This is a genomic window from Palleronia aestuarii (assembly GCF_003253995.1).
Taxonomy (GTDB): domain Bacteria; phylum Pseudomonadota; class Alphaproteobacteria; order Rhodobacterales; family Rhodobacteraceae; genus Palleronia; species Palleronia aestuarii.
In genome coordinates, this window is the sequence record NZ_QKZL01000002.1 from 232,608 (window position 1) to 257,709 (window position 25,102).

General features: G+C 63.5%; 24 protein-coding genes. 7 read left to right on the plus strand and 17 right to left on the minus strand.

Annotated elements, in window-relative coordinates; translation table 11 throughout:
* Window positions 1-12: 12 nt before the first annotated feature.
* The 6 genes from LX81_RS03255 to hemJ form a co-directional block, all read right to left on the minus strand.
* Window positions 13-819 (minus strand): ParA family protein, encoded by an 807-nt coding sequence (locus tag LX81_RS03255; protein WP_111536024.1) that lies wholly within the window; start codon window positions 817-819, stop codon window positions 13-15.
* On the minus strand, window positions 812-1,396 hold the full coding sequence (gene rsmG / locus LX81_RS23285; protein WP_111535853.1) for a 16S rRNA (guanine(527)-N(7))-methyltransferase RsmG: 585 nt from the start codon (window positions 1,394-1,396) through the stop codon (window positions 812-814). Before rsmG ends, LX81_RS03255 begins: the two co-directional genes overlap by 8 nt.
* The gene (gene mnmG / locus LX81_RS03265; RefSeq protein WP_308418328.1) at window positions 1,396-3,258 is read right to left on the minus strand and encodes a tRNA uridine-5-carboxymethylaminomethyl(34) synthesis enzyme MnmG; all 1,863 of its coding nucleotides are present in this window, start codon (window positions 3,256-3,258) and stop codon (window positions 1,396-1,398) included. Before mnmG ends, rsmG begins: the two co-directional genes overlap by 1 nt.
* Before the next feature lie 9 nt (window positions 3,259-3,267).
* Window positions 3,268-4,566, minus strand: a complete 1,299-nt coding sequence (gene mnmE, locus LX81_RS03270; RefSeq protein ID WP_111535855.1) for a tRNA uridine-5-carboxymethylaminomethyl(34) synthesis GTPase MnmE — start codon at window positions 4,564-4,566, stop codon at window positions 3,268-3,270.
* Window positions 4,567-4,581: 15 nt separating this feature from the next.
* Entirely contained in the window at window positions 4,582-5,853 is a 1,272-nt protein-coding gene (gene rho, locus LX81_RS03275; RefSeq protein WP_111535856.1) for a transcription termination factor Rho, read from the minus strand.
* A 110-nt stretch (window positions 5,854-5,963) separates the two neighbouring features.
* Window positions 5,964-6,413, minus strand: coding sequence for a protoporphyrinogen oxidase HemJ (gene hemJ / locus LX81_RS03280; protein ID WP_234822470.1), 450 nt, complete (start codon window positions 6,411-6,413; stop codon window positions 5,964-5,966).
* Between the two features lie 383 nt (window positions 6,414-6,796).
* On the opposite strand from hemJ, the gene LX81_RS03285 reads away from it, so the two are divergent.
* From LX81_RS03285 to dnaQ, 4 genes are read left to right on the plus strand one after another with little or no spacing between them, the layout of a single operon-like run.
* Window positions 6,797-7,390: a Maf family protein gene (locus tag LX81_RS03285; protein ID WP_111536025.1), complete on the plus strand. Its 594-nt coding sequence runs from the start codon at window positions 6,797-6,799 to the stop codon at window positions 7,388-7,390.
* A complete protein-coding gene (locus LX81_RS03290) occupies window positions 7,387-8,223 on the plus strand; it encodes a shikimate dehydrogenase (protein WP_111535858.1) in 837 nt (278 codons plus the stop codon). Before LX81_RS03285 ends, LX81_RS03290 begins: the two co-directional genes overlap by 4 nt.
* Entirely contained in the window at window positions 8,220-8,819 is a 600-nt protein-coding gene (gene coaE, locus LX81_RS03295; protein ID WP_111535859.1) for a dephospho-CoA kinase, read from the plus strand. Before LX81_RS03290 ends, coaE begins: the two co-directional genes overlap by 4 nt.
* Entirely contained in the window at window positions 8,812-9,498 is a 687-nt protein-coding gene (dnaQ, locus tag LX81_RS03300; protein WP_111535860.1) for a DNA polymerase III subunit epsilon, read from the plus strand. The genes coaE and dnaQ overlap by 8 nt, the downstream gene beginning before the upstream one ends.
* 6 nt (window positions 9,499-9,504) lie before the next feature.
* Here the strand turns inward: dnaQ and secB are convergent, their stop codons facing one another.
* Together secB and LX81_RS03310 are read right to left on the minus strand one after the other, a co-directional pair.
* Window positions 9,505-10,020, minus strand: coding sequence for a protein-export chaperone SecB (secB, locus tag LX81_RS03305; protein WP_111535861.1), 516 nt, complete (start codon window positions 10,018-10,020; stop codon window positions 9,505-9,507).
* Window positions 10,021-10,088: 68 nt separating this feature from the next.
* Window positions 10,089-10,595, minus strand: coding sequence for an FxsA family protein (locus tag LX81_RS03310; protein WP_111535862.1), 507 nt, complete (start codon window positions 10,593-10,595; stop codon window positions 10,089-10,091).
* Between the two features lie 109 nt (window positions 10,596-10,704).
* Between LX81_RS03310 and LX81_RS03315 the strand changes: the two genes are divergently transcribed.
* Genes LX81_RS03315 through LX81_RS03325 form a run of 3 tightly spaced genes read left to right on the plus strand, consistent with a single transcriptional unit; the run spans window position 10,705 to window position 12,993 of the window.
* Window positions 10,705-11,373: a Tim44/TimA family putative adaptor protein gene (locus LX81_RS03315; protein WP_111535863.1), complete on the plus strand. Its 669-nt coding sequence runs from the start codon at window positions 10,705-10,707 to the stop codon at window positions 11,371-11,373.
* Entirely contained in the window at window positions 11,373-12,401 is a 1,029-nt protein-coding gene (gene mltA, locus LX81_RS03320; RefSeq protein WP_111535864.1) for a murein transglycosylase A, read from the plus strand. Before LX81_RS03315 ends, mltA begins: the two co-directional genes overlap by 1 nt.
* A gap of 4 nt (window positions 12,402-12,405) precedes the next feature.
* Window positions 12,406-12,993, plus strand: a complete 588-nt coding sequence (locus tag LX81_RS03325; RefSeq protein WP_111535865.1) for a Smr/MutS family protein — start codon at window positions 12,406-12,408, stop codon at window positions 12,991-12,993.
* On the opposite strand, the gene LX81_RS03330 is transcribed toward LX81_RS03325, so the two are convergent.
* The 9 genes from LX81_RS03330 to tsaE form a co-directional block, all read right to left on the minus strand.
* Window positions 12,973-14,196 carry an MFS transporter gene (locus LX81_RS03330; protein WP_111535866.1) on the minus strand — a complete coding sequence of 408 codons (1,224 nt, stop codon included), beginning with the start codon at window positions 14,194-14,196 and terminating at the stop codon, window positions 12,973-12,975. The genes LX81_RS03325 and LX81_RS03330 overlap by 21 nt on opposite strands.
* 59 nt (window positions 14,197-14,255) lie before the next feature.
* Window positions 14,256-15,560 (minus strand): ATP-dependent protease ATPase subunit HslU, encoded by a 1,305-nt coding sequence (hslU, locus tag LX81_RS03335; protein WP_111535867.1) that lies wholly within the window; start codon window positions 15,558-15,560, stop codon window positions 14,256-14,258.
* Window positions 15,561-15,633: 73 nt separating this feature from the next.
* Complete coding sequence (gene hslV, locus LX81_RS03340) at window positions 15,634-16,194, minus strand: ATP-dependent protease subunit HslV (RefSeq protein WP_111535868.1); 561 nt, start codon at window positions 16,192-16,194, stop codon at window positions 15,634-15,636.
* Between the two features lie 69 nt (window positions 16,195-16,263).
* Window positions 16,264-16,584 carry a thioredoxin gene (trxA, locus tag LX81_RS03345; RefSeq protein ID WP_111535869.1) on the minus strand — a complete coding sequence of 107 codons (321 nt, stop codon included), beginning with the start codon at window positions 16,582-16,584 and terminating at the stop codon, window positions 16,264-16,266.
* A gap of 54 nt (window positions 16,585-16,638) precedes the next feature.
* Window positions 16,639-19,980: a double-strand break repair helicase AddA gene (gene addA, locus LX81_RS03350; protein WP_111535870.1), complete on the minus strand. Its 3,342-nt coding sequence runs from the start codon at window positions 19,978-19,980 to the stop codon at window positions 16,639-16,641.
* The gene (gene addB, locus LX81_RS03355) at window positions 19,977-22,934 is read right to left on the minus strand and encodes a double-strand break repair protein AddB (RefSeq protein ID WP_111535871.1); all 2,958 of its coding nucleotides are present in this window, start codon (window positions 22,932-22,934) and stop codon (window positions 19,977-19,979) included. The genes addA and addB overlap by 4 nt, the downstream gene beginning before the upstream one ends.
* Complete coding sequence (locus LX81_RS03360; RefSeq protein ID WP_234822472.1) at window positions 22,927-23,610, minus strand: nucleotidyltransferase family protein; 684 nt, start codon at window positions 23,608-23,610, stop codon at window positions 22,927-22,929. Before LX81_RS03360 ends, addB begins: the two co-directional genes overlap by 8 nt.
* Window positions 23,607-24,596, minus strand: coding sequence for an aminoglycoside phosphotransferase family protein (locus tag LX81_RS03365; protein WP_111535872.1), 990 nt, complete (start codon window positions 24,594-24,596; stop codon window positions 23,607-23,609). The genes LX81_RS03360 and LX81_RS03365 overlap by 4 nt, the downstream gene beginning before the upstream one ends.
* On the minus strand, window positions 24,589-25,074 hold the full coding sequence (gene tsaE, locus LX81_RS03370) for a tRNA (adenosine(37)-N6)-threonylcarbamoyltransferase complex ATPase subunit type 1 TsaE (RefSeq protein WP_111535873.1): 486 nt from the start codon (window positions 25,072-25,074) through the stop codon (window positions 24,589-24,591). Before tsaE ends, LX81_RS03365 begins: the two co-directional genes overlap by 8 nt.
* Window positions 25,075-25,102: the final 28 nt, after the last annotated feature.

Here is a 25,102-nt window from a genome sequence, read left to right on the forward strand (position 1 = left end):
CAGGCTCCCAGGTTATGCCGCAGTCGCTTTAGTGCGTGACGTCAATTCGAGCGCCAGATCCCGGTATGCGAGACTACCTTTCGAACCTGTGTCGTATTGCAAGACAGGAAGAGCGTGCGAAGGTGCTTCACTCACCCGTACATTTCGCGGAATGATCGTCTTGAACACGAGTTCACCGAGAGTTTCTCGCGCATCAACAAGTACTTGCTGGGCCAGCCGATTACGGCCGTCAAACATGGTCAAGACCACCCCCTCGATACGTAAGTCCGGGTTTGCGCTCTGCCGAACCTCGCGAACAGTAAGCATTAATTGTGATAAACCTTCCAGTGCAAAGAACTCGCTCTGTAGGGGAACCAGAACAGAATGCGCAGACACCATCGCATTCACTGTCAAGAGGCTGAGCGACGGAGGACAGTCTATAAGAATAAAGTCTAAATTCAGCTCATCGACATCCGAAGAACGAAGAGCATCGCGTAATAAGAACGAACGATTCTTACTCTTGTACATTTCGATATCTGCAGAACTCAAATCTGCAGTAGCCGGTACGATGAATAGGCCGTCAATATTTGTCTTGTGTAAAACAGCGGCTAATGACCTGCCCTCTAAAATAAGATCGTAGGTCGTCAATTCACGATCATTACTCTCAAGGCCTAACCCAGTCGATGCATTTCCCTGGGGGTCAAGATCGATGATAGCAACGCGGTGGCCGACCTCAGCTAACGCAGCACCAAGGTTGATTGCAGTGGTCGTCTTCCCAACACCACCCTTCTGGTTGACGATTGCGATGACCTTTCGGTACCCCGAATCACGATCAGGCATGACGGACATTCCCTAATTCCAGGATCATCGAACCCGCGCCATTCTTACTCTCATGTTTGATTAGTGAGAAGTCCCATTCCGCCCTCGCGTGCTCGATTTCGTAATCGGCATTCTTACCCTTAAGGAAAAGGTATTTTGATGAGGGTTTCGCATGCTGGATACCGAGAGCAAATAGCCTATGTAGCGGCGCAAGAGCGCGAGCGATCACAATGTCCGCTTGGATTGGCGCTACATCCTCAATTCGTGCGTTTAAAACAGTCGCAGAAATTCCGACGTCTTGGCATACTGTGCTCAAAAAAACTGCCTTTCTCCGATCAGATTCGATCATGTTCACATGTAGATCTGGGCGGGATAAAGCAACGACAACTCCCGGGAGTCCCCCGCCAGAACCCATATCACAAATACTGTAAGGCTCTGCCGGTATATACGAGCATAAGCGGTGGCAGTCCGCGATATGTCGACACCAAATAACGCGCTCATCCGTTTTAGAGATGAGGTTGATTGTCGAATTCCACTTCAGGAGTAGCTCGACATACCGGTTTAGCTTCTCCCTTGTTTCACGTGAAACATATAACATCAGGCGGGAATATTTGCATTTCGAACAGCAAAAATTAAGGCATTCAAGGCGACCGGGGTCATACCTTCAATCCTTGACGCCTGCCCGATACTCTCAGGCTGAACTCGCAGAAGTCTTTCCGTGATTTCGTGAGAAAGCCCCGCGACTTCGCTGAAGTTGAAGAACTTCGGCACTTTCAGGTCTTCGAAACGCTTCAGACGCAAGATGTCGCTCGATTGCCGGTCTATATAATTCGAATACAGTGCCTCCACGCGAAGTTGGTTCCAAATACCGGTCTCGATCTCCGCGAGGACAGGTCGAATACTTTTGAGGCTCTGATGAGCTATGTTGGCGCTCGAGAGAAGCGAATACACGCTTCTGCGCTTACCGCTTTTTGATGACGGGCCACCGATTTTCTGGACTTCCCCGTTAGAAAGCGTTTCACCGTCTGTGATATCCTTGGCCCTGTTCAACAATCGCAATTTCTCTTCAAATTGGGAAAATCGGTTTTTACTGACCAGGCCAAGTACCTCGGCCGCGGGAGTAAGGCGCTGATCCGCGTTATCGGGTCTAAGGGTCAATCTGTACTCGGCGCGAGACGTGAACATCCTATAAGGCTCTGAAACGCCTTTAGTTACTAGGTCATCGATAAGAACTCCAATGTATGATGACGTGCGCGAAAATCTGAATTGGTCCAGACCTCGAGCGACTAGTACGGCATCTATAGCTGCCGCCAAACCCTGCGCAGCAGCCTCCTCGTAGCCCGTCGTCCCATTGATTTGGCCTGCAAGCCACAAACCTGGGAGCGCGGTTACCTGGAGACCAGTATCTAGAGACCGAGGGTCAACATAGTCGTACTCGATGGCGTACCCGGGCTGGGCGATCTCCGCACGGGCTAAACCCTCAATCGCGCGAACGAACTCACGCTGGATATCTAACGGCAGGGACGTTGAGATACCGTTGGGATATACTAGCGGCGAATTCAATCCTTCAGGTTCAAGAAAGATCTGGTGTGAACTCTTTTCGGCGAAGCGAGAAATTTTGTCTTCAACAGAGGGGCAGTAGCGAGGGCCTTTCCCGGTAATTGCACCACTATGCATTGCGGAGAAAGCGAGATTACTTGCAATGATTTCGTGTACGGCGGAATTCGTCGCGGTGATCCCGCAACTTAGAATCGGATTCTGTGGTGCTTTGCTTTGAAAGGAGAGCATCGTAGGGTCGGGGTCACTATTCTGAAACTGAAGCGACGCCCAGTCAATTGACGAAGAAACGATGCGAGGGGGGGTTCCGGTCTTTAGACGACCCAATTCGGTGCCCGCATCTTTCAGCCGGTCACTAAGCCGATTCGATGCCCTATCTCCAATCCTGCCCCCGGAGCGAGTTTCCCGCCCCATATGTATCACGCCATTCAGAAAAGTTCCGGTGGTAAGGATGACTGCATTGCACCTTACCTCCGTGCGATCTTCGAGTTTTACACCGCAAACACGGCCCGCTACTGTCAGAACATCTTCAACGGTTCCAGCAATGATGGAAATGTTCTGTTGCGACCTCAAGGTTTCCTGGACTGCGCAGCGATATAGCTCGCGGTCGACCTGAGCTCGTGGCCCGTGAACCGCTGGTCCTTTACTCCGGTTGAGAAGGCGATAGTGGATTGCAGCTTTATCGGCGCATAGGGCCATCAGTCCACCCATCGCATCGATCTCTCGAACAAGATGTCCTTTTCCCACGCCGCCAATAGCAGGGTTACAGGACATTACACCGATGGTTTCGGGCTTCTGTGTGATCAAGACGACGTTGGCACCCATACGGGCGGCTGCGTATGCCGCTTCGACGCCAGCGTGCCCCCCACCAACGACGGCGATCGTTTCGACCTCTTGTTTCACGTGAAACACCTATTTGCCGATACAGAAGGATGTGAAGATGTCTCCCAATACATCTTCTACGTCGATTCTGCCAGTGATACCGTCCAGGATAGCGATAACGGTCCTGAGCTTTTCCGCGCCAAACTCGTACTGTAACGGATTACCGGCCAAGTCATCGAAACCAATGAGCGCAATTACAGCATCTTTTAGTGCCACGAGATGTCGTTTTCGGGTGAAAACGCTTTCAATCGGGACGACCTCCACAAGCCGATCCGCTATGGTGGAGAGCAGTTCTGCGATGCCTTTGCCGGTCAATCCCGAGACTTTGATCACGGGAAAACTGGGGTCCAGCTCATGTGTAGATAGATCAGCTTTAGCGTGCAAAACAATATCGCGAGTATCGAATGGCTGTGCTCTGGCTGGTTCATCGGTTAGATAAATCCGAAGGTCGGCTTTCTTGGAACGATCCCGCGCAAGCGCAATTCCCGCGCGCTCGAGATCATCCTGTGAGTCCCGCAATCCAGCAGTGTCGAGGAATGTCACCGGTAAACCGCGTATGTCAGTACGCAGTTCGATCACGTCTCGCGTAGTCCCGGCAATCTCGGAAGTCAGAGCCACCGGTCGCTTGGCGATGGCATTCAGGAGTGTCGACTTACCGACATTCGGTGGACCGATGATGGCAACCTCAAACCCGTCGCGAACACGTTCGGCCGATGAAAATCTGAAAATCTGCATCTCAAGATCAGACTTCAGTGATGCCACCCCCTTCATGACATCCGACCAGACGTCCTCCGGGATATCTTCGTCGGAAAAGTCTAAGCTGGCCTCAAGCAGTCCGGACATGGCAATCAACTGATCACGCCAAGACTGAACTAGGTCCGACAGTTCTCCGGAGAACACCCTTTGTGCTTGCTGGCGCTGAGCTTCGGTTTCCGCATCGATCAGATCGGCAAGGCCTTCCACCTGAACGAGATCGAGACGGTTGTTCATAAGTGCACGGCGCGTAAACTCTCCCGCATCCGCCATTCGGAAGTCGGGCAAAGCTTGGAGTTCAGATAAGAGCGCGCCGACGACTGCTATGCTCCCATGAACCTGGAATTCCACGGAGTCCTCACCCGTGAAACTTGCAGGATTCTGAAAAGTAACGATTAATCCGACGTCTAGTACAGATCCATCGGCTCGACGAACTGTTCGTAGGGCAGCTCGATTGGGCTCCGGCAATGAGCCGATCAGACGTGCGCAACCATGGAGCGCGGATGGGCCCGAGACACGAACGATCGCCACACCCGACTTCCCGGGTACTGTCGCCTGGGCAAATATCGTATCCATGCGAACATCAGCCGATCAGGTGTTCATCGAGTCGAAAAACTCTGAATTGTTCTTCGTCTGCTTGAGCTTGGACAGCAGGAACTCGATCGCGTCGGTCGTGCCCATCGGATTGAGGATACGACGCAGGACGTAGGTCTTCTGAAGGTCCACCTTCTCGACCAGCAATTCCTCTTTCCGCGTCCCGGACTTGAGGATGTCCATCGCGGGATAGACGCGCTTGTCCGCGACCTTGCGATCCAGGACGATCTCGGAGTTGCCGGTCCCCTTGAACTCCTCGAAGATCACCTCGTCCATCCGGCTGCCAGTATCGATCAGCGCCGTCGCGATGATCGTCAAGGAACCGCCTTCCTCGATATTCCGGGCTGCACCGAAGAACCGCTTCGGCCGTTGCAGAGCATTCGCATCCACACCGCCGGTCAGGACCTTACCGGAGCTCGGTACGACCGTGTTGAACGCGCGTCCAAGACGCGTGATGGAGTCGAGAAGAATGACAACGTCCCGCTTGTGTTCGACGAGTCGCTTGGCCTTCTCGATCACCATCTCGGAGACGGCGACATGCCGCGTGGCCGGCTCGTCGAAGGTCGAGGAAACGACTTCGCCCTTTACCGAGCGCTGCATATCGGTCACCTCTTCGGGCCGCTCGTCGATCAGCAGGACGATGAGATAGCACTCGGGGTGATTGGCCTCGATGGAATGGGCGATGTTCTGGAGAAGCACCGTCTTGCCGGTCCGGGGAGGGGCAACGATGAGCGAGCGCTGGCCCTTTCCGATCGGAGCGACCAGGTCGATGATCCGCGCCGACTTGTCCTTGCGCGTCGGGTCGTCGATTTCCATGTTCAGGCGCTCGTCGGGATAGAGCGGCGTCAGGTTATCGAAGGCGACCTTGTGACGGGCCCGCTGCGGATCCTCGAAGTTGATGGCCTCCACATCAATGAGTGCGAAATAGCGCTCCGACTCGTCCGGCCCCCGGATCACGCCGGAAATGCTGTCTCCCGTCCGCAAAGCGTATTTGCGGATCATGTCCGGCGAGACATAGATGTCATCCGGACCGGGCAGGTAGTTCGCCTCCGGCGAGCGCAGGAAGCCGAAACCGTCCTGTAGCACTTCGAGGACGCCGTCACCGCCGATCACCCATTCCTCGTCGGCCCGCTCCTTAAGAATGGAGAACATCATCTCGCCCTTGCGCATGGTCGAGGCGTTCTCGATCTCGAGATCCTCGGCGAGGGACAGCAGATCCTTCGGGCTCTGCGCCTTAAGGTCGGCGAGATTGAGGCGATCTTGGGTCATCTGAAATCCAGACCTGGCGTGAGGCCAGCTTACGTATCGTTTGGGGAAAATGCGGCCGGACGGCTGCGGGACGGGGCATACCCCGGTTTCTGCGGTTCTGTCAATCGCGCTTAGAACGGCCGGACAATGACCGAGATCACGATGACGACGAGAAGAAGCGTGGGTACCTCGTTCATCGCCCGATAGTACCGACCGCTGCGATACGCGGGATTCTCGGCCAGATGGCGCCTTTGCGCCGCACACCACATATGAAAGCCGGTCATCGCAAGCACGGCAGCGGCTTTCGTCCACGGCCAAATCGCTGACCAGTCGATCAATCCCGGCAACAGAACCATGGTGAGCCCGAATACCCACGTGGCAATCATGGCCGGATTCATGATCGCCTTGAGGAGGCGCGTTTCCATCGTTCGGAACAACGCTTCCCGATCCGCTTCGCCGGACGCCGCCTCCACGTGGTAGACGAAAAGGCGGGGTAGATAGAACAACCCGGCCATCCAAGCGACAACGGCGATCACGTGGAGCGCCTTGATCCAAGGATAGTATGGATAGAGCCAAGCCATGAAGCCCTCTTCCATAGAATCAGAAGTAAAGAAAAGGATGATGATGTGTTTGTAGCCGGGATAAGCAGGGCATCTCGGTTCTCCTGATGTGATCCACAAGGGTGTCGCGATGTTCCAGGCCGACCAGAGTGTCTCCTCTAAATTTGTGGATAAACCGAAAAGTTATTCTTCATAAGGTACTTACGAGATTGAACCCTGTGCAGAAATAGTCCGGGACTGGGGACTTCTCGTGCCTCGTACAACCTGCGACCACGAGGCGGGACAAAGGCTGTCCACGGGGATAAACGATGCCGAAAGTCGGCCCGGATCCGGGGTTGTCCTCAGACGTATTCGATGCGGAGATCTGTCACCGCAATCCGCGCCGAGTTATCCACGGAGTCATCATGCCTTTGGTCCTTGCTTCCACGTCTTCGACGCGCCTCGCGCTCTTGCGGGCGGCGGGCCTCGATGTCGAAGCCGTTGCGCCGCGCGTTGATGAGGAGTCGATCAAGGGGGCCTTGGTGGCGGAAGGCGCCACGCCACGCGACATCGCCGATGCCTTGGCCGAAGCAAAATCGCGCAAGGTGGCCGCGAGATATCCGGACGGCATCGTCTTGGGATGCGACCAGACCCTCGAGCATCGCGGCCGCCTGATGTCGAAATTCGGCGACGAAACCGATGCGCGCGAAGGGCTGCGCATGCTTGCAGGTCAGACGCATCATCTCCATTCCGCGATCGTTGCGTACGAGGATACGCGTCCGGTCTGGCGCCATGTCGGGACCGCCCGGCTCGAAATGCGAGACCTGTCCGGCTCATTCATCGATGACTACGTTTCTCGCAACTGGACGGAAATCCGCGATTGCGTTGGCGGCTACCGCCTCGAAGGGGAGGGGATCCGCCTCTTCCGTGCCGTCGAAGGGAATTACTTCGACGTTCTCGGCCTGCCGATGATCCCGCTCTTGTCGTGGCTAACCGACCGGGGCTATCTGGCATCATGAGACCGGATCATGTGCCCCTGGCGGGCGTCATCGGAACCTCGGTGGCACAGAGCGCTTCGCCGAAACTTCATCGCTTTTGGCTCGATCGATTGGGGATTGCAGGCCATTACGTGCCGCTGCAGATCGAAAGCCAGGATTTGGAGCGGATCGTATCGCTTCTCCCGCGCATGGGTTTCGTCGGGGCCAATGTGACAATCCCCTACAAGGAACAGGTCCTCGAGCTTGCCGACAGCGTCTCCGATCGTACACGGCGGATTGGCGCAGCGAATACGTTGCGCTTTCTCGACGACGGCGCGCTTCACGCAGACAACACGGATGGCGAGGGGTTCATCGAAAATCTCCGTCAGGGTGCGCCCGGATGGACGGCCTCCGATGGACCTGCCGCGGTATTTGGCGCGGGCGGCGCGGCGCGGGCGGTGATCGTCTCCCTTCTCGATGCAGGTGCCCCCGAGATTCGATTGAGCAATCGCACGCGCGATCGGAGCGAGGCATTGAGAAAGGAATTCGGCCCCGCAATCATGGTGCAGGATTGGCCTTCAGCGGAAGACATGCTTCCGGAAGTCGCTCTCGTAGTGAATACCACCTCGCTCGGCATGACGGGCAAGGCCCCGTTTCCCTTCGAACTCAGGAACCTGCCGGAGACGGCGCTGGCCTGCGATATCGTCTACACCCCCCTCGACACGCCGTTTCTCCAGGCCGCGCGGCGGCGGGGTTGTCGCGGTGTCGACGGGCTCGGGATGCTGCTCCACCAGGCGGTGGCGGGGTTCGAGGCATGGTTCGGAACGCGTCCTGTCGTGGACGCCGCGGCCCGGAACGCGATCCTGTCGTCATGAGGCGGCCCTTTCTCATTGGACTGACTGGATCGATCGGAATGGGAAAGTCGACCGCGGCGAGGATGTTCCAGGAGGCGGGCGTGCCGGTCTGGGATGCGGACGCGGCGGTTCGCGATCTTTACTCGCCCGGCGGGGCAGGGGTCGCGGCGATCGAGCAGATCAGGCCAGAGGCCGTCGTGGACGGCGCGGTGGACCGTGCGGCTCTCAAGGCCTGGATCGCGGAGGATGCCACGGCCCTTCGTCAAGTGGAGCGGATCGTTCATCCGCTGGTGGCACAGGATCGCGCGGCCTTCGTCGCCGGAACGGAGGAGCGGATGGTCTGCCTCGACATCCCCCTTCTTTTCGAGGGAGGTATGGAGGATCAGGTCGATATCGTCGTAGTCATCTCCGCTCCACCCGAAGTTCAGAAGGAGCGCGTCCTTTCCCGGCCCGGCATGACGGAGGCCCAGTTCGACGCCCTTCTCGCGCTACAGGTGCCGGATGCGGAAAAGCGGGCGCGGGCGGACGTCGTCATCCCCTCGGTCGATCGAGAGGAGACGCGGCGGCATATCAATGAACTGGTGCAGAAATTGACGAGGGAACTGCCGGATGCGTGAGATCGTCCTCGATACCGAAACGACAGGCTTCGAGCCGGAAACGGGCGACCGGATCGTCGAGATCGGCGCGGTGGAGTTGAACGGTCACGTCCCGACGGGCCGGACATTTCACGTCTACATCAATCCCGAACGCTCCATGCCGAATGACGCGTTCGAGGTTCACGGTCTTGGCGACGACTTCCTGCGGGACAAACCCGTATTCCGCGACGTGGCGAAAGATTTCCTCGACTTCGCGGGAGATGCGAAGCTCGTGATCCATAACGCCGCTTTCGACATGAAATTCCTCAATGCCGAGCTCGGATGGGTCGGGGCGCCGACCCTCGCGCCCGATCGGGCGCTCGATACGCTCGCGATCGCGCGGCGCCGCTTTCCGGGATCGCCGGCCTCGCTCGACGCACTCTGCCGTCGTTTCGGCATCGACAATTCCTCGCGTACGCTGCACGGGGCGCTGCTCGACGCGGAGATCCTGGCGGAGGTCTACCTTGAACTCATCGGTGGTAGACAGCCCGACTTCAGCCTGTCGGCCGGACAGGACAGATCCGGCGGAGGCACGGTCGCCGAATGGCGGCCGCAGCCGCGTCCCGGACCGCTCCCATCTCGCATCACGGACGACGAGCGTGCCGCACATGCCGAGTTCGTCGCGCGGCTCGGGGACGGCTCCGTGTGGACCCGCCCCTGAGGAAAGTCAGGCCGAGGGCGTCTCTTCGGATTTCTGCGCGGCGGCCTGACGCTGCGCGATACCCTGCCGGTAGAGGGAAACGAAGTCGATCGGCTCGAGATTGAGCGCCGGGAAGCCACCGTCATGCGTGACGTCGGCGACGATACGGCGGATGAACGGAAACATCTGCCGCGGCCCCTCGATCAGCAGGAACGGGTGCAGCTGTTCGTTAGGCACGTTGGACGTGGCGAAAACCCCGCCATATTCGAGCTCCATCACGAAGAGCGTGTCGTCGCTCTCCTTGTTCTTCGACGTGATGGTGAACTTGCCGATGATCTCGTATTGATCGTTATCGCCGCGCTTCTTCGCATCGAGGCTCACCTGAACCGACACGTCGGGCTTGACCTCTCCGCTGATCGGTTTGCGCGCGACGATATTCTCGAAGGACAGATCGCGGATGTATTGCCCGAGCGGGCGCAATTGCGGGGTCGGCGGCACGCTGCCGTTCGGCGTGGCGGCGGTCTTCGTTTCACTATCGGCCATCGGAAACTCCGGTATGAATTCGGCTGGCGTCGGACCTATCAGGTTCTGCGCTGCGTCTCAATGCCGCCTCACCGGCGGGTCCAGCCCGACGGGCGGCGGTTTGGGTCGGGTTCGGGGATGTCGACCTCGTCGTATTCGCCCTCGATCACATCGCCGTCACCGGTCGTGCGCGAATGCGGTCGCGAGCCCTGTGCACGTGTGGGGCCGGCGCCCGGACCGAAGGACTGAACTTTCACGCGGGTGCGCAGGAACTCGAAGGCCGCACGTCGGACGGCCGGAACCAGAAGGGCAAAACCCAACGCATCGGTGAAAAATCCCGGTGTCAGCAGGAGGACGCCCGCGACGAGGATCATCGCCCCATGCGCCAGCGGCTCGGACGGATCACGCATGTCGTTGAGAGAACGGCGTAATTCCGCAAGCGCCAAGGCTCCCTGCGAGCGGACGAGGGTGGTTCCGATGATGGCCGTCACGAGCACGATCGCCAGCGTCGGCCACAGGCCGAGGAGACCGCCTACCTGGATGAACAGGGCGATCTCGATGAGGGGGATCGCGATAAAGGCGGCGAGCAGCTTCACGTGGGTTCTCCTTCCAGACGGGCCGGGAGGTGGACTCAACCCCGGCTCGGTCCTACATAGGAACCCACAACGATCGTTAGCAACGGGTTCGCCCAGATCCGAGGTACGAATGAGTTCTGCCGTCATCCAATTGCTGGTGCTTGCGGGTATCGCGATCTTCCTGATCGTGCGCCTGCGCGGTGTGCTCGGCACCCGTGACGGTTTCGAGAAGCCCCCCGTGAGCGGGCCGACCGACGGCGCCCGGTCGCGGACGAACCGCCCCGAATTCGAAGTGATCGAAGGCGGGCCCGATCGCGACATCACCGATCATGTCGAGGACGGATCGGAATCGGCGAAGGCCCTCGCTAGCATGAAGATGGCGGAGCCGGGCTTCGATGTCGGAGAGTTCCTGAGCGGGGCGCGGGGTGCCTACGAGATGATCCTGTCGGCTTTCGAGAAAGGTGACATCTCGGGCGTTCGTGAACTTCTCGATCCGGACGTCGCCGAGGCTTTCGATGCCGTCATCGCCGACCGCGAGGAGAAAGGCCTGACCGTGCAGTCCGAGATCGTCGGTGTGCGCGACGTCGAACTTTACCGCGCCTCTTACGGTCGCGACACGCATCTGGCGGAGATCACGGTCCGCTTCCTCGCGGAACTGACGGCGGTGGTCAGAAATGCCGAAGGCGAGATCGTCGAGGGCGATCCGAACGAGATCAAGCGCCAGCGCGACACGTGGACCTTCGCGCGCAAGATGGGTGTCGACGATCCGAACTGGCAGCTGGTCGCGACGGGGGAATAATGCGGGCGCTGCTCCTGGCCTTGTCATGCCTGGCGTTCGCGCCCGCGGCATCGATGGGGCAGGAGACGCGTCACGAGATTGTCAACTTCGCCTCGCTTGAGGGCTGGGCGGAGGACGATCATCGCGCGGCGCTCGATGTCTTTCTTTCAACCTGCCGCGACATGCGCGATCCCGACTGGCTGACGCTCTGCGCGCTCGGAGCAGAGCAGCGCGATAATGCGCGGCAGTTCTTCGAATTGTTCTTCCGACCTGTCCTGATCGGGAACGACGATACGATGCTCTTCACCGGCTATTTCGAGCCGGAACTGAACGGATCGCGTTATCGTGGAGGCAAGTATCAGTATCCGCTCTACGCCTTGCCGGAGGAAGCGGAGGATGGATCGTGGCTCGCCCGCGCGCAGATCGAGACGGAAGGTCTTCTCGACGGGCGCGGACTGGAAATTGCCTGGATCGACGATCCGGTCGATGTCTTCTTCCTGCAGATACAGGGTTCGGGCCGCGTGCGGCTCGATGACGGCACCTCGCTCCGCGTGGGCTATGCCGGCAAGAACGGTCACGATTACCGTTCCATCGGTCTCGAGCTCGTCCGGCGTGGAGAATACGATGAGCACGAGGTCTCGGCCGATAACATCCGCAACTGGGTCAAGCGGAACGGGGAGGAGGGCCGGGCGCTCCTGAACCACAACCCGTCCTACACCTTCTTTCGCGAAGTGAGCCAGGTTCCTGCGGAGAAGGGTCCGCTCGGCGCGATGAACCGCTCGATCACGGCATTGCGGTCGATTGCCATCGATCCCACCATTATCCGCCTCGGGACCCCCGTCTGGATCGAGAAGGAGGGGGTCGAACCGATGCACCGTCTGATGGTGGCGCAGGATACCGGCTCCGCGATCAAGGGTGCGCAACGGGCCGACATCTTCTTCGGCACTGGTGAGGATGCGGGTCGGCGCGCCGGTTACGTGCGCGACGGGGGTCGGATCGTGACGCTGATGCCGATCCAGCGGGCCTACGCGCTCGGCACCGGATTCTGAGCGAATGGCACGGCGTCGGGAGCCGCGCGGCCTCAGGCCCGACGAACTAGAATTGTGGCGTCAGGTCAAGCGGACCGCGACACCCCTGCGGGAAGAGCCGGCCTCACCCCCGCCCGCGCGTCTTGCGCCGTCCCCGGTCCGGCAGAACCCGCAACGCCCGGCGTTCGAGATCGAACCGTTCCGCGTCGGCGAACGCACGAACTCCTCCCGCGGCCCGGATCCGGCGCCCTCGGTCCTGCCGCCCGTCCGCATGGACGCCAAGGCATTCGGACGGATGCGACGCGGCAAGCTCCGGGTCGAGGGACGGATCGATCTGCACGGGCTCCGGCTCGACGAAGCGCATCCGCTGCTCCTGCGGTTCGTGAGGGAGTCGCAATCCGCCGGCAAGCGCTTGGTCCTTGTGATCACCGGCAAGGGACAGGGGGGCGGAGAGGCCCCGTTTCCGGCAACCCGTGGCGTGCTGCGCCGTCAGGTGCCGATCTGGCTTGCCTCGGCCCCCGTCGCCGCTCTTGTCCTGCAAGTTACAGAGGCGCACCGGACCCATGGCGGTGGAGGGGCATATTACGTCTATCTACGCCGCGGCGGACTGTAGGACACGTGATCTGGCGATGCCTACCGCGACCAACGCGGACGTAAGGACGAAATAGACAGCAATCCCCGCGAACTGATCCTCAAGGATCACACCGGCGTCGATCAGCAATCCGGTCAGCGCGGGTCCCAAGGCGGTTCCGAACACCATGATCGCCGCCGCGAGCGACCGGATCGCGCCCATGTGCCGGGTCCCGTAGAATTCCGCCCAGAAAGCGTTCGGCACGACCGCGTTCATGCCTTGCGTCATTCCCATGAGGCCGATGCAGATCGCCGCCAGCGGCAGGGTATCCGCAAAGGCAAGTCCGACGAACCCCAGGGCCATCGGCATCTGATAGAGCGGCATGAGACGCGCGGTTCCGACACGATCGACGATCGGGCCCGAAGCGAAGACCGTGACCATCGCGGCGGCGGTGAAGACGGGAAAAAGCGCAACGAGTTCGAGATGGGTGAACCCCTTCGTTTCCGCCAGGTGGACCTGGTGGAAGAAGAACGCTGTCCCGAATGCGGCGGGGGCAAGGATTGCAGGGGCAATGAACCAGAAGAGGGGGTGGCGCAGCATCTCGCCCCGCTGCCAGTGTCGACTACCCATGCCCGCGCTCTGCGGATCCTCGGAGATGGATTGCGGTGTCCGCTCGAGCCTCAGGAGCGGCCAGAGGAGCGGGACGACGGCGAGGACGATGCAGGCCGCGACGATCCAAAGTTCACGCCAGCCCGTAAGCGGCATCGCCGATACGAACGCCAGCGGCAACAGGGCGGATCCGGCCTCGACGCCCACGGCCGAGATCGAAAGCGCCAGCCCCCGCCGCGCAACGAACCAGCGCGCCATCGCGACCGCGGCTACGAGGACGCACATCCCCTGTCCGCAGAGCCGGAGCGCAGAGATCGCCATTCCGAGGATCACCGGCCCCGGCGCCATCGCCATCACGACACAGGCCATCGCGAGAAGCCCGAGGACGATCGGACCGATCACGCGGACGCGGAACCTGTCCGTGGCGGCGCCCGCGAACACCATCACGATCGCCGAAGCGGTCGTGGCGATGGAATAGAGAATCCCCCAACCACCGTTCGAGAGCGCGAACTCCTCCCGGATCACTCCGCCGAAGACGGAGATGAAGAATGTCTGTCCGAAACTCGAGCAGAACGTCAGGAGCACGCCGACGAGCAGGAACGGCGCGTTGGAACGAAGGAAGGTGAGAAAGGGCATGGCCCCTTTGACGCCCGTTTCGCGGGAAACGGAAGTCCGAAAGGCCGTTTCCCGCGACGTCAGAGAACGTAGCGGCTCATGTCCGTGGAGCGGCTGAGTTCGCCCAGGTGCTTCTCGACGAAATCGGCATCCACCGTGATCTTCTCGCCCGAACGATCGGGCGCCTCGAACGAGAGTTCCTCGAAGACGCGCTCCATCACGGTATAGAGCCGCCGCGCGCCGATATTCTCCACGGCGGTGTTCACCTCCGCTGCGATACGGGCGAGCGCGGCGATACCGTCGTCGGTGAACACGACCTCGACCTCCTCCGTGCCGAGAAGTGCGGTATATTGCCGGGTCAGCGCGTTGTCCGTCTCCGTCAGAATCCGGACGAAATCCGCCTCGGTGAGAGCGCGGAGTTCGACGCGGATGGGCAGACGGCCCTGAAGTTCGGGCAGCAAATCCGAGGGCTTGGCGACGTGAAAGGCGCCGGAAGCGATGAAGAGGATGTGGTCGGTCCGGACCTGGCCATGCTTCGTCGCGACGACCGTACCCTCGATCAGCGGCAGCAGATCGCGCTGCACGCCCTCGCGACTGACCTCGCCGCCACGGGCATCCTGCCGCGCACAGACCTTGTCGATCTCGTCGAGGAAGACGATACCGTTCTCCTGCACCGCCTCGAGCGCGGACTTGGTCACGCTCTCGTCGTCGAGAAGCTTGTCGGCCTCCTCGCCCAGGAGCACCTCGTAGCTGTCCGCGACACTCAGGCGCTTGCGCACCTTGCGGCCTTGGAACGCCTTGCCGAAGAGATCGCCGATATTCAGGCCGCCCTGTCCGGGGGGCATGCCGGGGATCTCCATGTTCCCCATCGGGTTCGACGTGTCGGCGACCTCGAGTTCGATCATCGTGGCGTCGAGTTCGCCGGCGTGGAGCTTCTTGCGGAACATCTCCCGCGTGCCCTCGCGGGCGTTCTCACCCGCGATGGCGTCGATCACGCGCTCCTCGGCATTGGCTTCCGCCTTCGTCTTCACGTCCTCGCGCATGTGATCGCGGGTCATGGTGATCGCCTGCTCGACCAGATCGCGGATGATCTGCTCCACGTCGCGGCCGACATAGCCCACCTCGGTGAACTTCGTCGCCTCGACCTTCAGGAACGGGGCGCGGGCGAGCTTGGCGAGGCGGCGCGAGATTTCCGTCTTGCCGACGCCGGTGGGTCCGATCATCAGGATGTTCTTGGGATAGACCTCGTCCTGCAACTCCGCGCTGAGCTGCTTGCGCCGCCAGCGATTCCTGAGCGCCACGGCCACGGCGCGCTTGGCGTCCTTCTGGCCGATGATGAAGCGGTCGAGTTCGCTGACGATCTCGCGAGGGGTCAGGTCGGTCATGGCGGGCCTTCGGTCTGGTTTGAGGCGGCAGAGCTAATCATTCGGGCCCGTCTCGCAAGCGGGCAGGGCAGGCTCACGTGCCCTCGAGCGTCTCCACGGTCAGGTTTCCGTTGGTGTAGACGCAGATATCGGCCGCGATCTTCATCGCGCGGCGGGCGATCGCCTCCGCGTCTAGATCGGTCTCGATCAGCGCCCGGCCCGCGGCGAGGGCGTAGTTCCCACCCGATCCGATCGCGGCAATGTCGTGTTCCGGCTCGAGCACGTCGCCCGCGCCGGTGACGACGTAGAGTTCGCTGCCGTCCGACACGATCAGCATCGCCTCGAGCTTCTGGAGATACTTGTCGGTGCGCCAGTCTTTGGCCAGCTCGACCGCCGCGCGCTGGAGCTGCCCGGGCGTCGCCTCGAGCTTCTTCTCCAGCCGCTCGAGGAGCGTGAACGCATCTGCGGTAGAGCCCGCGAAGCCCGCTATGATCTCCGCCCCGCCGGGGTTCAGTCTGCGCACCTTGCGCGCCGTGCCCTTGATGACGGTCTGGCCGAGCGTAACCTGTCCGTCACCGGCGATGACCACCTTTCCGCCCTTCCGCACGCCGACGATGGTCGTTCCGTGCCAACCCGGAAAATCCTGTTCCGCCATGATCCCTCACGCCTTGGGTCAAAGAAAGAGGGCGCCCGGAGGCGCCCTGAATGGAGGTCTGCACGCAGCTCAGATCTCGCTGTCGATCCAGCTCGTGAGCGCCGCCTTGGGCTTGGCGCCGATCTGGTTGGACACGATCTCTCCGTCCTTGAAGAGAAAGAGCGCCGGGATGCCGCGGACGCCGAGCTTCGCAGGCGAATCCGGGTTCTCGTCGACATTTACCTTCACGATCTTCACCTTTCCCGCGTATTCTTCGCTGATTTCCTCGAGGGCGGGGCCGATTTGCTTGCACGGACCGCACCATTCCGCCCAGAAATCGACGACCACGGGAAGGTCGGCGTTCCGGACCTCGGCATCGAAGGTCGCATCGGTGACGGCTGTGGTGGCCATGACGTATCTCCTGATGAGGGTTGAAGCGCTACGTAGGGACGGCCCCGGAACCCGTCAAGCGCAGACACCTGCGCGGAACGCAGCGAGCACCCTGTCCGTCGGCAGCCGCATCAGCGTCGCGTTCGCGGTCCAGAGGAGCGCGGTCTCGATCCGCGCATGGGGATAGAGCGCGCCGAGCGCGGTGGCGTAGGCCCCCATCTGTCGCAGGAGTCCCTCGGGCACGTCCGCCGCGCTTTCGGGAATCGTCCGGTTCGACTTGTAGTCGATGGCGAGGACATGGGTCTCCGTCACGATCAGCCGGTCGATCGTACCAAATATCGCCCGTCCCCCGGGCCCCGGCGCGGTGATGTCGACCTCGACGAGGGCGGGCTGCCGCAGCACCTCCCGCAGGTCCGGTTCCGTCAGCACGCGCCGCGCCTCCGCGAGATACGTGTCGATCTCCTGCGACGAGAGGCCCTCGCGTGCGAAAAGCCGCGTCGCCGTCGCGTCCCAGCCCTCCGGGTGGTCCGGTACGAGGGTTTCGAGCAGGAGGTGGAGGTATCGCCCGCGCCGCAGCACCGCCTCCTCGTCGGTTTCCACGATCTCTCCGGGCAGCGCCTTCGCGCCGCCGAGGTTCGAGGGCGCGAGGAGACCTGGCGCCGGGTCCGGTACCGGAAGGTGGGCGTCGATCCAGTCGGGTGGAACCAGCTCGCTCGGGGTCGGTCTGACGAGTGCGTTGACCGGGCCGGCGTTCCAGTCATGCGCCTCGTGGCGTCGGATCGGCCCCCAGGGCGTCTCGACCTCCGCGGGATCGAGGCGGTCGAGACCGTCCGCGATGTCGCCGTACCATGTCCCCTCGGTCTTGTCGGGATCGCCCGCGCCGCAGACGATCAGCCAACGCTCCGCCCGGGTCATCGCGACATAGAGGAGCCGCGCGCGTTCGGCGGCGTCGGCGACCTTGATCCGGTCGAGCGCCGCCTCCATCGCGAGTGGCCGTTCGCCGGCCGATTGCCTCCAGAGCATGAGGCCCCCGTCCGCGGGCAGGATCTGCTGGCGAACGTCCTCCCGCGCGGACATCGTGTCGGGCAGGATCACGATGGGCGCCTCGAGCCCCTTGGCGCCGTGGATCGACATGACGCGGAGCTCTCTGCCCGACCCGTCCGATTGTCGCTTGATCTCCACGTCGTCCACATCGAGCCATGCAAGGAACCCCATCAGGCTCGGGATCTCGATCCCCTCGAACCGCAGTGCCTCGTCGAGGAGCCGGTCGATCGGATCCTGCGCCTCCGGACCCAGGCGCCCGAGCAGCTTCTCCCGGCCGCGGTGACGCACGAGGAGCCGCTCGATCAGGTCGTAGGGCCGCACGTAATCGGCCGCGTCGCGCAGGTCGTCGAGCACGGCGAGGGTCTCGGGGAACTCCTCGCGCCGGGCGCGCAACGTTTGCCAGAGATAGGCTTTTCCGCGACCGTGGGCGAGGCGGTAGAGCGCATCCTCCGACCAGCCGAAGAGCGGGGAGCGCAAGGCCGTGGCGAGCGACAGGTCGTCCTCCGGCGTCACGAGGAAGGCCAGCACCGCGCGGATGTCGCGGACCGCGAGGTTGCGCCCGAGTTTCAGGCGATCCGCCCCCGCGATGGCGAGCCCTGCCGCCTTGCAGGCCCGGACAATCTCGTGAAAGAGCGGCCCACGGCTTCGCAGGAGGATCAGGACGTCTCCTTCCGTGATCAACCGCCGTCCCTCACCCTCGGGGATCGTCTCGCCGGCGTCGATCATCGTGCGGATCGCCCCGGCAATCCGACCGGCGAGCCGGACACGCGCATCGCTCGGCGTGACGATATCGACGGGATCGTGGAATTCGGGCTCGTCATCGCCCGCTTCGTCCGGTTCGACAGGCCAGAGATCGACGCGACCCGGCAACGTTTCGTGGAAGGCCAGATGGGACACTTCCGGGCCGAGGGCGCTCGTCCCGGCGGCGAAGACGGCATCCACTGCCTCGAGGATCGCGGACGAGGAGCGGAAGGAATGGCGCATGTCCCGGCGCCGCAGCCAGTCGTCGTCCCGCGTCGCCGAGAAGCGGTCGTGCATCCCGTCGAACCCCTCGGGATCGGCGCCCTGGAAGGAATAGATCGACTGCTTCTTGTCGCCCACGACGAAGAGGGTCCGGATCGTGCCCTCCCGTGCCCCCTCGCCTGAGACGAGCTCGCGGGCGAGCGCCTCGATCACCTGCCATTGCGGCGGCGAGGTGTCTTGCGCCTCGTCGACGAGGATGTGATCGATCCCGCCATCGAGCCGGTAAAGCACCCAATCCGCGACATCGCGCACCGTCAGCAGATCGCGTGCCTTCAGGATCAGGTCGTCGAAATCGAGCCAGTTGCGCGCGGCCTTCCGCGCGGCGTAGCGCGGCAGGAAGGCATGGGCGAAGCGGTAGAGCGCCCGCGTCCGCTCGAACGTGGCGAGCGCTTTCAGCCCCTCCTGCGCCTCCGCCACGCGGTCCATGAAGTCGTGGAGCTCGTCGGCGACAGGGGCCAGCGCCTCGACCGCCTTCTTGTGGTTTCTCTGTGGAAAGTTGGAGGATTTCGACTGCCCGGCCCGGTCCCCCGAGGCGTAGAGGAACATGCCCGCCAAAGTCTTGAACGTGTCGCGGTCGGGCGACCGGAGGTCAAGCGCGAGAAGGTCGGCCGCGAATTGCCGGTAGCTCGGGCTCTGGTCCGACAGGCATTCCGAGACCGCGACGACGAGGTCCGTCTCGTCACCCCGGAACGCGCGGGCCCGGATCGCGTCGGCATCTTCGCCGACCTCCAGACCGAGCAGATCCCGAAGGACGGTCTCGTCGAGCGGGCCGGACAGGGCGTCCCGCCGACCTGCGATCTCCGACACGAGCGCGTCCATCTCGATCCCGCTCTGGTGGAAGGCGAGATCCGCCATCGCGCCCGGATCGTCGAGCGCGACATCCTCAAGGCATTCGGCCCGGATCCGTGCCGCGTTGCGATCGTCCATCTCCTGGAATTGCGGAGACACGCCCGCTTCCAGCGGAAAGCGACGGAGCAACGACGCGCAGAAGGAATGGATCGTCTGGATCCGCAGGCCCCCCGGCGTCTCGATCGCGCGGGCAAAAAGCCGCCGCGCATTGGGCAGATCCGCCGTTCCGGCGGCACCGAGCTCGGCAAGCTGGCCGGTCAGTTTTGCATCCGGAAGCATTGCCCATTCGCCCAACCGTCGGAAGAGCCGGTTCTGCATCTCCGACGCCGCCGCTTTGGTATAGGTCAAGCAGAGGATGTTCTGCGGCGGCGTTTGTCCGAGAAGGAGCCGCGCGACCCGGTCGGTGAGGACCCGCGTCTTGCCCGATCCCGCATTGGCCGAAAGCCAGGTCGAGCTTTGGGGATGGGCCGCATCGACCTGGAGACGTGTCGCTTCGTTCATCCGACCCGCTCCGGATGCGGCTCGTCGCTCTCGCCCCATTCCCCGTGCCGCGCAAGATGGTCGAAATCGTAGCTGTGACCCATCCGCTGCATCAGCCGCCGGGAGGTATACCCCTTCTCCGGGCTCGCATAGGCTTGAAGGAGCGCAGTCAGGTCGGCGAGCGTCGCGTCGGGGTCGAACGAGTGTTTCGCGTCCGGATCCCTCAAGTCATGCGGCGTATCCGACGGGCTGGTGCCGAGGGAGATGTGGCAGATTGCGCCGACCCGGCCCGCCTCGACACCCTCGAACCCGCCCGCCTCCGCGATGATCGCCTCGAGGAGAAGCTGCCGGTCGAAAAGCTGCATTTCCTTGGGCGTCGGTGCCTTGCCAGTCTTGTAGTCGTAGAGGACGAGGGTGCCGTCCACGCGCCGATCGATCCGGTCGGCCTTGCCGTGGAGCGTGACGCCGGTGCCCGGCACGGGGTACGTCGCGCGCCGTTCGAGTGCCACGGGTGCCGCATCCATGCGCCGTCGCCGCTCGCCTTCCACCATCCAGTTGGCGAGCCGGGCGAGCCGCGCGCGGAAGAGCGCCCGGGTGCTCGGCCAGGGCACCTCGGCCGCGAGGACCGCGTCGGCGTGGTGCAGGAAGCGCTTTGCCGCGTCGGGGTCGTCGGGCGCATGGTCCGGTCCGAAGGCGTGTTCGAGGATCTCGTGAAACACGATCCCGCGAAGCCGCGCATCGGGTTCCGGCCGCAAAGGATCGAGCGCGGCGAGCCCCAGAACATGGCGCGCGTAGATCGCGTAGGGATCGCGGACGAGCGTCTGGACCTCCGTGATCGACAAACGATCGGGCCGGGCCGCGACGGGTGGGCAGGGCGATGGACGACGTGCTCGCGGCGCGGGAATCGTCGCCCCGTCGAGATGCGCGGCGAGGTCGAGCCAGCGTCGGCCCCGCGCCCGCATCCCGGCCAGCGCCTCCGGTCCCCGTGTGAGGGGCAGGCCGTTCAGGAGGTTCGTAAGCCGGTTCAACCAGCGCGAGGCAACGCTCTCGGCCTCCGCGTCGCGGAGCGCGCGGGTGATCACCACTTCAGGCGCGGCCACCGCCTGCTGGAAATCGTGCGCAGCAAGCCCGATCCGACGGTCGGGCAGCAGGAGTCCCGCCTCATGCCGCATCTTTCGGTTGAGCCAGGGATCGGGTGCCGGCCGCTCGGGCCATGTGCCCTCGCTGAGCCCGCCGAGGATCACGAGGTCCGCGCCCTGTACGCGCGCCTCGAGCGTACCCCAGATCATGATGTCGGGATGTGTTCGTGCCGCTTCCCTGACAGGCTCCGCACCGTTCATCACACTGTCGAAGAGCCGGGCGTAGTCGCGCGGGGTCATGTCGCCGCCCGCGTCCGCATCGATATCGATCGCGTCCATCACCGCACGGGCCTTCGGTCCCGCCTCCGCCTCCCAGAGCGCACCGCTGCCGTGACCCGTGGGGCCACGGGCGAGCGCCTCCGCGAGGCTTCGGTGACGGGCGACAAGGGTGGCGAGGGCGGCCGTGTCGATAGCGTCGAGGGCGAAGACGGTCGTCTCGAGCCAGCTGATCCAGTCGGTGACTCCCGGATCCTCGCGTTTGTCGGCCCACTCCTTCAGGGACGCAATGTCGGGGAACGGCGCGCCCGTTCTCCGCAGCCACAGCTCCAGGTCGCGCGTCCGCCGCAGGTGATCGCCGCGCCCGGCCTCCCCGGTATGGACGAGGGGGTGCTTGAGCAGACCAAGGAGCGCTTCCGGCGTCATCCGCTGACCCATTTCGTGCGCGATCTGACGCAGGAGCCGGCCCGGGGCGGAGAGGGCGAGCGGGCGCCCGGCGCTGTCGTCGGGCACGATGCGCCAGCGGTCGAGCGCGGCCGTGACCTGCCGGCTTAGCATCCGGTCGGGCGTGATGAGCGCGGCCGTGACCCCGCGCTCCGCCGCGTCGCGCAGGACGAGCGCTATGGAGAGCGCTTCGGCCCGGGTGTCCGGCGCCTCGATCAGGCTCATGTGCTCCGTGGCCGCGACGAGATCGCCGAGGGAGGGTCCGTCGCGCATCCACTGGTCGGTGACGGGCGCCGGGCGCAGCGCCATGGAAACGAGGCGGTTCCGCGCGGGTACCGGGTCGGCGCCGTGCCAGCATTCCACGTCCTGAGGCGAAAGGCCCAGATCCGCGACAAGGCGGGCGAAGCGGTATTGCGGATGGTCCTCGCTCGCCATCGGATCGCCGAGCGCTTCCCAGATGTCGCCGGGCAGCGTGAAGTCGAAGCCGGGCAGGATCACCGCGCCCTGCGGCAGCCGCGCCACCGCCCGCATGAGGAGCGCCGTTGCGCCACGCGACCCGGTGGAGCCCGCGAGGATCACGGGGTGGTCGGGCGGATCCGTCTCCCACCGTGCGGCGAGGCGTTCGACGGCGCGCCGCTGCCGGGCTTCCGGGTCGAGCGGGGCCTCGCCCTCGAAATAGCGACCCACGATGTCGATGAAGGCCAGGGCGCGCTGCCAGTGCCCCGAAAGATCGGACACGTCGAGGGCGCGCAGCTTTTCCGGTGGAACGCCCTCTCCCTGCATCTCGTCGAGAAGGACGGCGAGACTGTCGGCAAGATCGAAGACCGCGCCCTCGGGGGCGAGCCGCGGATCGCGCTCGATGAGCGCGCCGACGAGGCGTGCCAGTTCCAGGCGGCGGCGAAGCGCGCTCGCGGACTGTGGCAGGTCGTCGAGCGCGGGGTCGGCGGCAAGGTCGGTGACAAGCCGGATCCGCGGCAGGAGCCGGGCGGGGCCGGCGGCGAAGATCTCGACGAGACGGCGTTGCATCCGCCGCGTATTGACGAAGAGGCGGCACCGCGCCCAATCCTGCGGAGGGCGATGCCCGAGCCGATCCTCGAGGCCCGAGACGAGACCGGCCGGGAAGTCGGCTCCGGGCGGCAGACCGAAGAGCCGCGGACGGGTATCCGTTTCAAACATCGAGACGAAGCGCCTCGGCCGCCGCGATCCCGCCGGGATGGCCCGCATCGACCCAATGCCCCGGATGGACGATGCCGAAGAGGCGCCCGTTTGCGGCGAACTCGTCCCAGAGCCGCGCGACGGAGAAGACGCGTTCGGATACGGCATGGATCGCCGAGGCATCGATGATTTGCGCGCCGGTATAGACGAGATCGCCCCCGCGCGTGAGCCGCCCGTCCGCCGCGCGAGCGAAATCGCCCGGACCGTCGCGGCCGTGGATCCGGCCGGGTTCGGCCAGCATCATCAGGGCGCCCATCCCCGGCCTCCAATGGCGCGCCAGGGCTGCGAGCGGGTTCGGCCCGGTCCAGACGATGTCGGAATTGAGCGTATAAACCGTCTCGGCGCCCAGAAGGGGCAGCGCCTGCCGCAATCCACCGCCGGTATCGAGGATCTCCGGCTCCTCGCGGGAGATCATCACGCCGCGATCCGCAAGATGGCGTTCGAGCGGTTCGGGCCGGTAATGCGTGTTGACCACGATCCGCGCGATCCCCGCCCCGTTCGCCAGGGCGAGCGCATGGTCAATGAGCGGACGGCCCGCAACGTCCACCATGGGCTTGGGCCGGTCCCGCGTGAGCGCTCCCATGCGGCTGCCGAACCCCGCGGCGAAGATCATCAGGGGAAGATCGCCCGCCATCATGCCGATCTCGCATGACGGGTGGCGTAGGGGGCGGGAAGAACCCGGTGGACCTGCGCCTTCAGATCTCCAAGCGCCGGATGGTCGAGGTCGCGCAGGAGGTATCCCCAGACCCGCGGCAAGAGCTCCAGATAGCCGGTCTTTCCCTGTTCCGCCGCGAGCTTCGCGAAAATGCCGAGAAGCCGAAGCTGCCGCTGCGCGCCCTGCACTGCATAGGCGCGGGCGAACGGCTCCGGATCACGCCCCGTGCGTGCCGCGAAGCGCCGGATCATTTCCCGCTCCACCGCCTGCGGCACGTCGCGACGCGCATCCTGCAGGAGGGAGACGAGGTCATAGGCGGGATGACCCGCGAGCGCGTCCTGGAAGTCGAGCATGCCCACTCGCGCGATACCCTCTCGTTCAGGCAGCCAGACAAGGTTCTGCACGTGATAATCGCGATGGAGGAGCACGATGGAGTCGTCCGCGGCCGCCGCGAGATCTGCCTCGAGCACAAGTTCGAGGGCAGTCCAATCAGTTTCGGACACGCGAAGTCCGGCCAGATACCAGTCCCGCGCGAGCCGGATCGCCGCGGCCATCGCCGGCGCGTCGTAGCTTTTGGCCCAATGCGGCGGAGCGTCCCGCTGCAGATGAGCGAGCGCGTCGGTCGCCGCGGCATAGAGGTCCGTCTCCATGTGCGGATCACGATCGAGAAGCGTGACGAAAAGCCCGTCGCCCAGATCCTCCATGAGGAGGAACCCGTGCTCCGGATCGGCCGCGATCTCCGCGGGCACGCTGATCCCCACGCCCGAGAGGTGATCGCGAACCCGGCGAAAAGGTGCGATATCCTCTCCATTCGCGGGATCGGCGTCCATCAGGATCGCCGTCTCCGGACCGCGGGCCAGTCGGAGATAGCGCCGTCGGGACGCATCCCCGGCGAGCGGATGTCGCCGCGTGGCGCCCCATCCGGCCTGGGCGAGGAACGTATCGAGGGCGGCCGCGCGGTCAGGCATGTGCCGCGTCCTCGAGACCGAGCCGTCCCGCCCAGTGGCGTTCATCGCCTGCAAGACGCGCGCGCCGTCCCGTCCCGGCCATCTCAAGCGTGAGGCGCAGCGCCGTGGCGGGCCTGTGCCGGCCCATCCGCTCGGGCCATTCGACGAGGGTCAGTGCGGTCTCCAGCGTGTCGAGGATCCCCAGCTCCTCGATCTCGTCGGGATCGCCGAGGCGGTAGAGATCGGCATGAACGATATCGAGCGTTCCGGCGGCATAGTTCTGGACGAGCGTATAGGTCGGGGACGGCACGTCCTCCACCCGTCCGAAGGGCGTCTGCAGCCTCTGGATGATGGCGCGGGCGAGGTGACTCTTGCCGGCGCCCATCTCGCCCGAAAGAAGCACGCAATCGCCGGCCCCGAGCACACCGGAGAGCGCGCGGGCGAAATCGTCCGTCGCCGCGATATCGGGAAGATCGAGCGTTCGGGTCAACTCCGGCATGGCCGCACCTTGCCGCCGCCCGATCCGC

Bases quoted from the DNA above. Each gene is read 5' to 3' on its own strand.
- addB (WP_111535871.1), bottom strand. From the start codon at position 22,934: ATGTTTGAAACGGATACCCGTCCGCGGCTCTTCGGTCTGCCGCCCGGA.
- mnmE (WP_111535855.1), bottom strand. From the start codon at position 4,566: ATGGATACGATATTTGCCCAGGCGACAGTACCCGGGAAGTCGGGTGTG.
- tsaE (WP_111535873.1), bottom strand. From the start codon at position 25,074: ATGCCGGAGTTGACCCGAACGCTCGATCTTCCCGATATCGCGGCGACG.
- hslV (WP_111535868.1), bottom strand. From the start codon at position 16,194: ATGGCGGAACAGGATTTTCCGGGTTGGCACGGAACGACCATCGTCGGC.
- trxA (WP_111535869.1), bottom strand. From the start codon at position 16,584: ATGGCCACCACAGCCGTCACCGATGCGACCTTCGATGCCGAGGTCCGG.
- rsmG (WP_111535853.1), bottom strand. From the start codon at position 1,396: ATGTTATATGTTTCACGTGAAACAAGGGAGAAGCTAAACCGGTATGTC.
- LX81_RS03255 (WP_111536024.1), bottom strand. From the start codon at position 819: ATGCCTGATCGTGATTCGGGGTACCGAAAGGTCATCGCAATCGTCAAC.
- LX81_RS03285 (WP_111536025.1), top strand. From the start codon at position 6,797: ATGCCTTTGGTCCTTGCTTCCACGTCTTCGACGCGCCTCGCGCTCTTG.
- secB (WP_111535861.1), bottom strand. From the start codon at position 10,020: ATGGCCGATAGTGAAACGAAGACCGCCGCCACGCCGAACGGCAGCGTG.
- coaE (WP_111535859.1), top strand. From the start codon at position 8,220: ATGAGGCGGCCCTTTCTCATTGGACTGACTGGATCGATCGGAATGGGA.
- LX81_RS03290 (WP_111535858.1), top strand. From the start codon at position 7,387: ATGAGACCGGATCATGTGCCCCTGGCGGGCGTCATCGGAACCTCGGTG.
- LX81_RS03325 (WP_111535865.1), top strand. From the start codon at position 12,406: ATGGCACGGCGTCGGGAGCCGCGCGGCCTCAGGCCCGACGAACTAGAA.
- LX81_RS03315 (WP_111535863.1), top strand. From the start codon at position 10,705: ATGAGTTCTGCCGTCATCCAATTGCTGGTGCTTGCGGGTATCGCGATC.
- hslU (WP_111535867.1), bottom strand. From the start codon at position 15,560: ATGACCGACCTGACCCCTCGCGAGATCGTCAGCGAACTCGACCGCTTC.
- LX81_RS03330 (WP_111535866.1), bottom strand. From the start codon at position 14,196: ATGCCCTTTCTCACCTTCCTTCGTTCCAACGCGCCGTTCCTGCTCGTC.
- rho (WP_111535856.1), bottom strand. From the start codon at position 5,853: ATGACCCAAGATCGCCTCAATCTCGCCGACCTTAAGGCGCAGAGCCCG.
- LX81_RS03365 (WP_111535872.1), bottom strand. From the start codon at position 24,596: ATGCCTGACCGCGCGGCCGCCCTCGATACGTTCCTCGCCCAGGCCGGA.
- mltA (WP_111535864.1), top strand. From the start codon at position 11,373: ATGCGGGCGCTGCTCCTGGCCTTGTCATGCCTGGCGTTCGCGCCCGCG.
- LX81_RS03360 (WP_234822472.1), bottom strand. From the start codon at position 23,610: ATGATGGCGGGCGATCTTCCCCTGATGATCTTCGCCGCGGGGTTCGGC.
- addA (WP_111535870.1), bottom strand. From the start codon at position 19,980: ATGAACGAAGCGACACGTCTCCAGGTCGATGCGGCCCATCCCCAAAGC.
- dnaQ (WP_111535860.1), top strand. From the start codon at position 8,812: ATGCGTGAGATCGTCCTCGATACCGAAACGACAGGCTTCGAGCCGGAA.
- hemJ (WP_234822470.1), bottom strand. From the start codon at position 6,413: ATGGCTTGGCTCTATCCATACTATCCTTGGATCAAGGCGCTCCACGTG.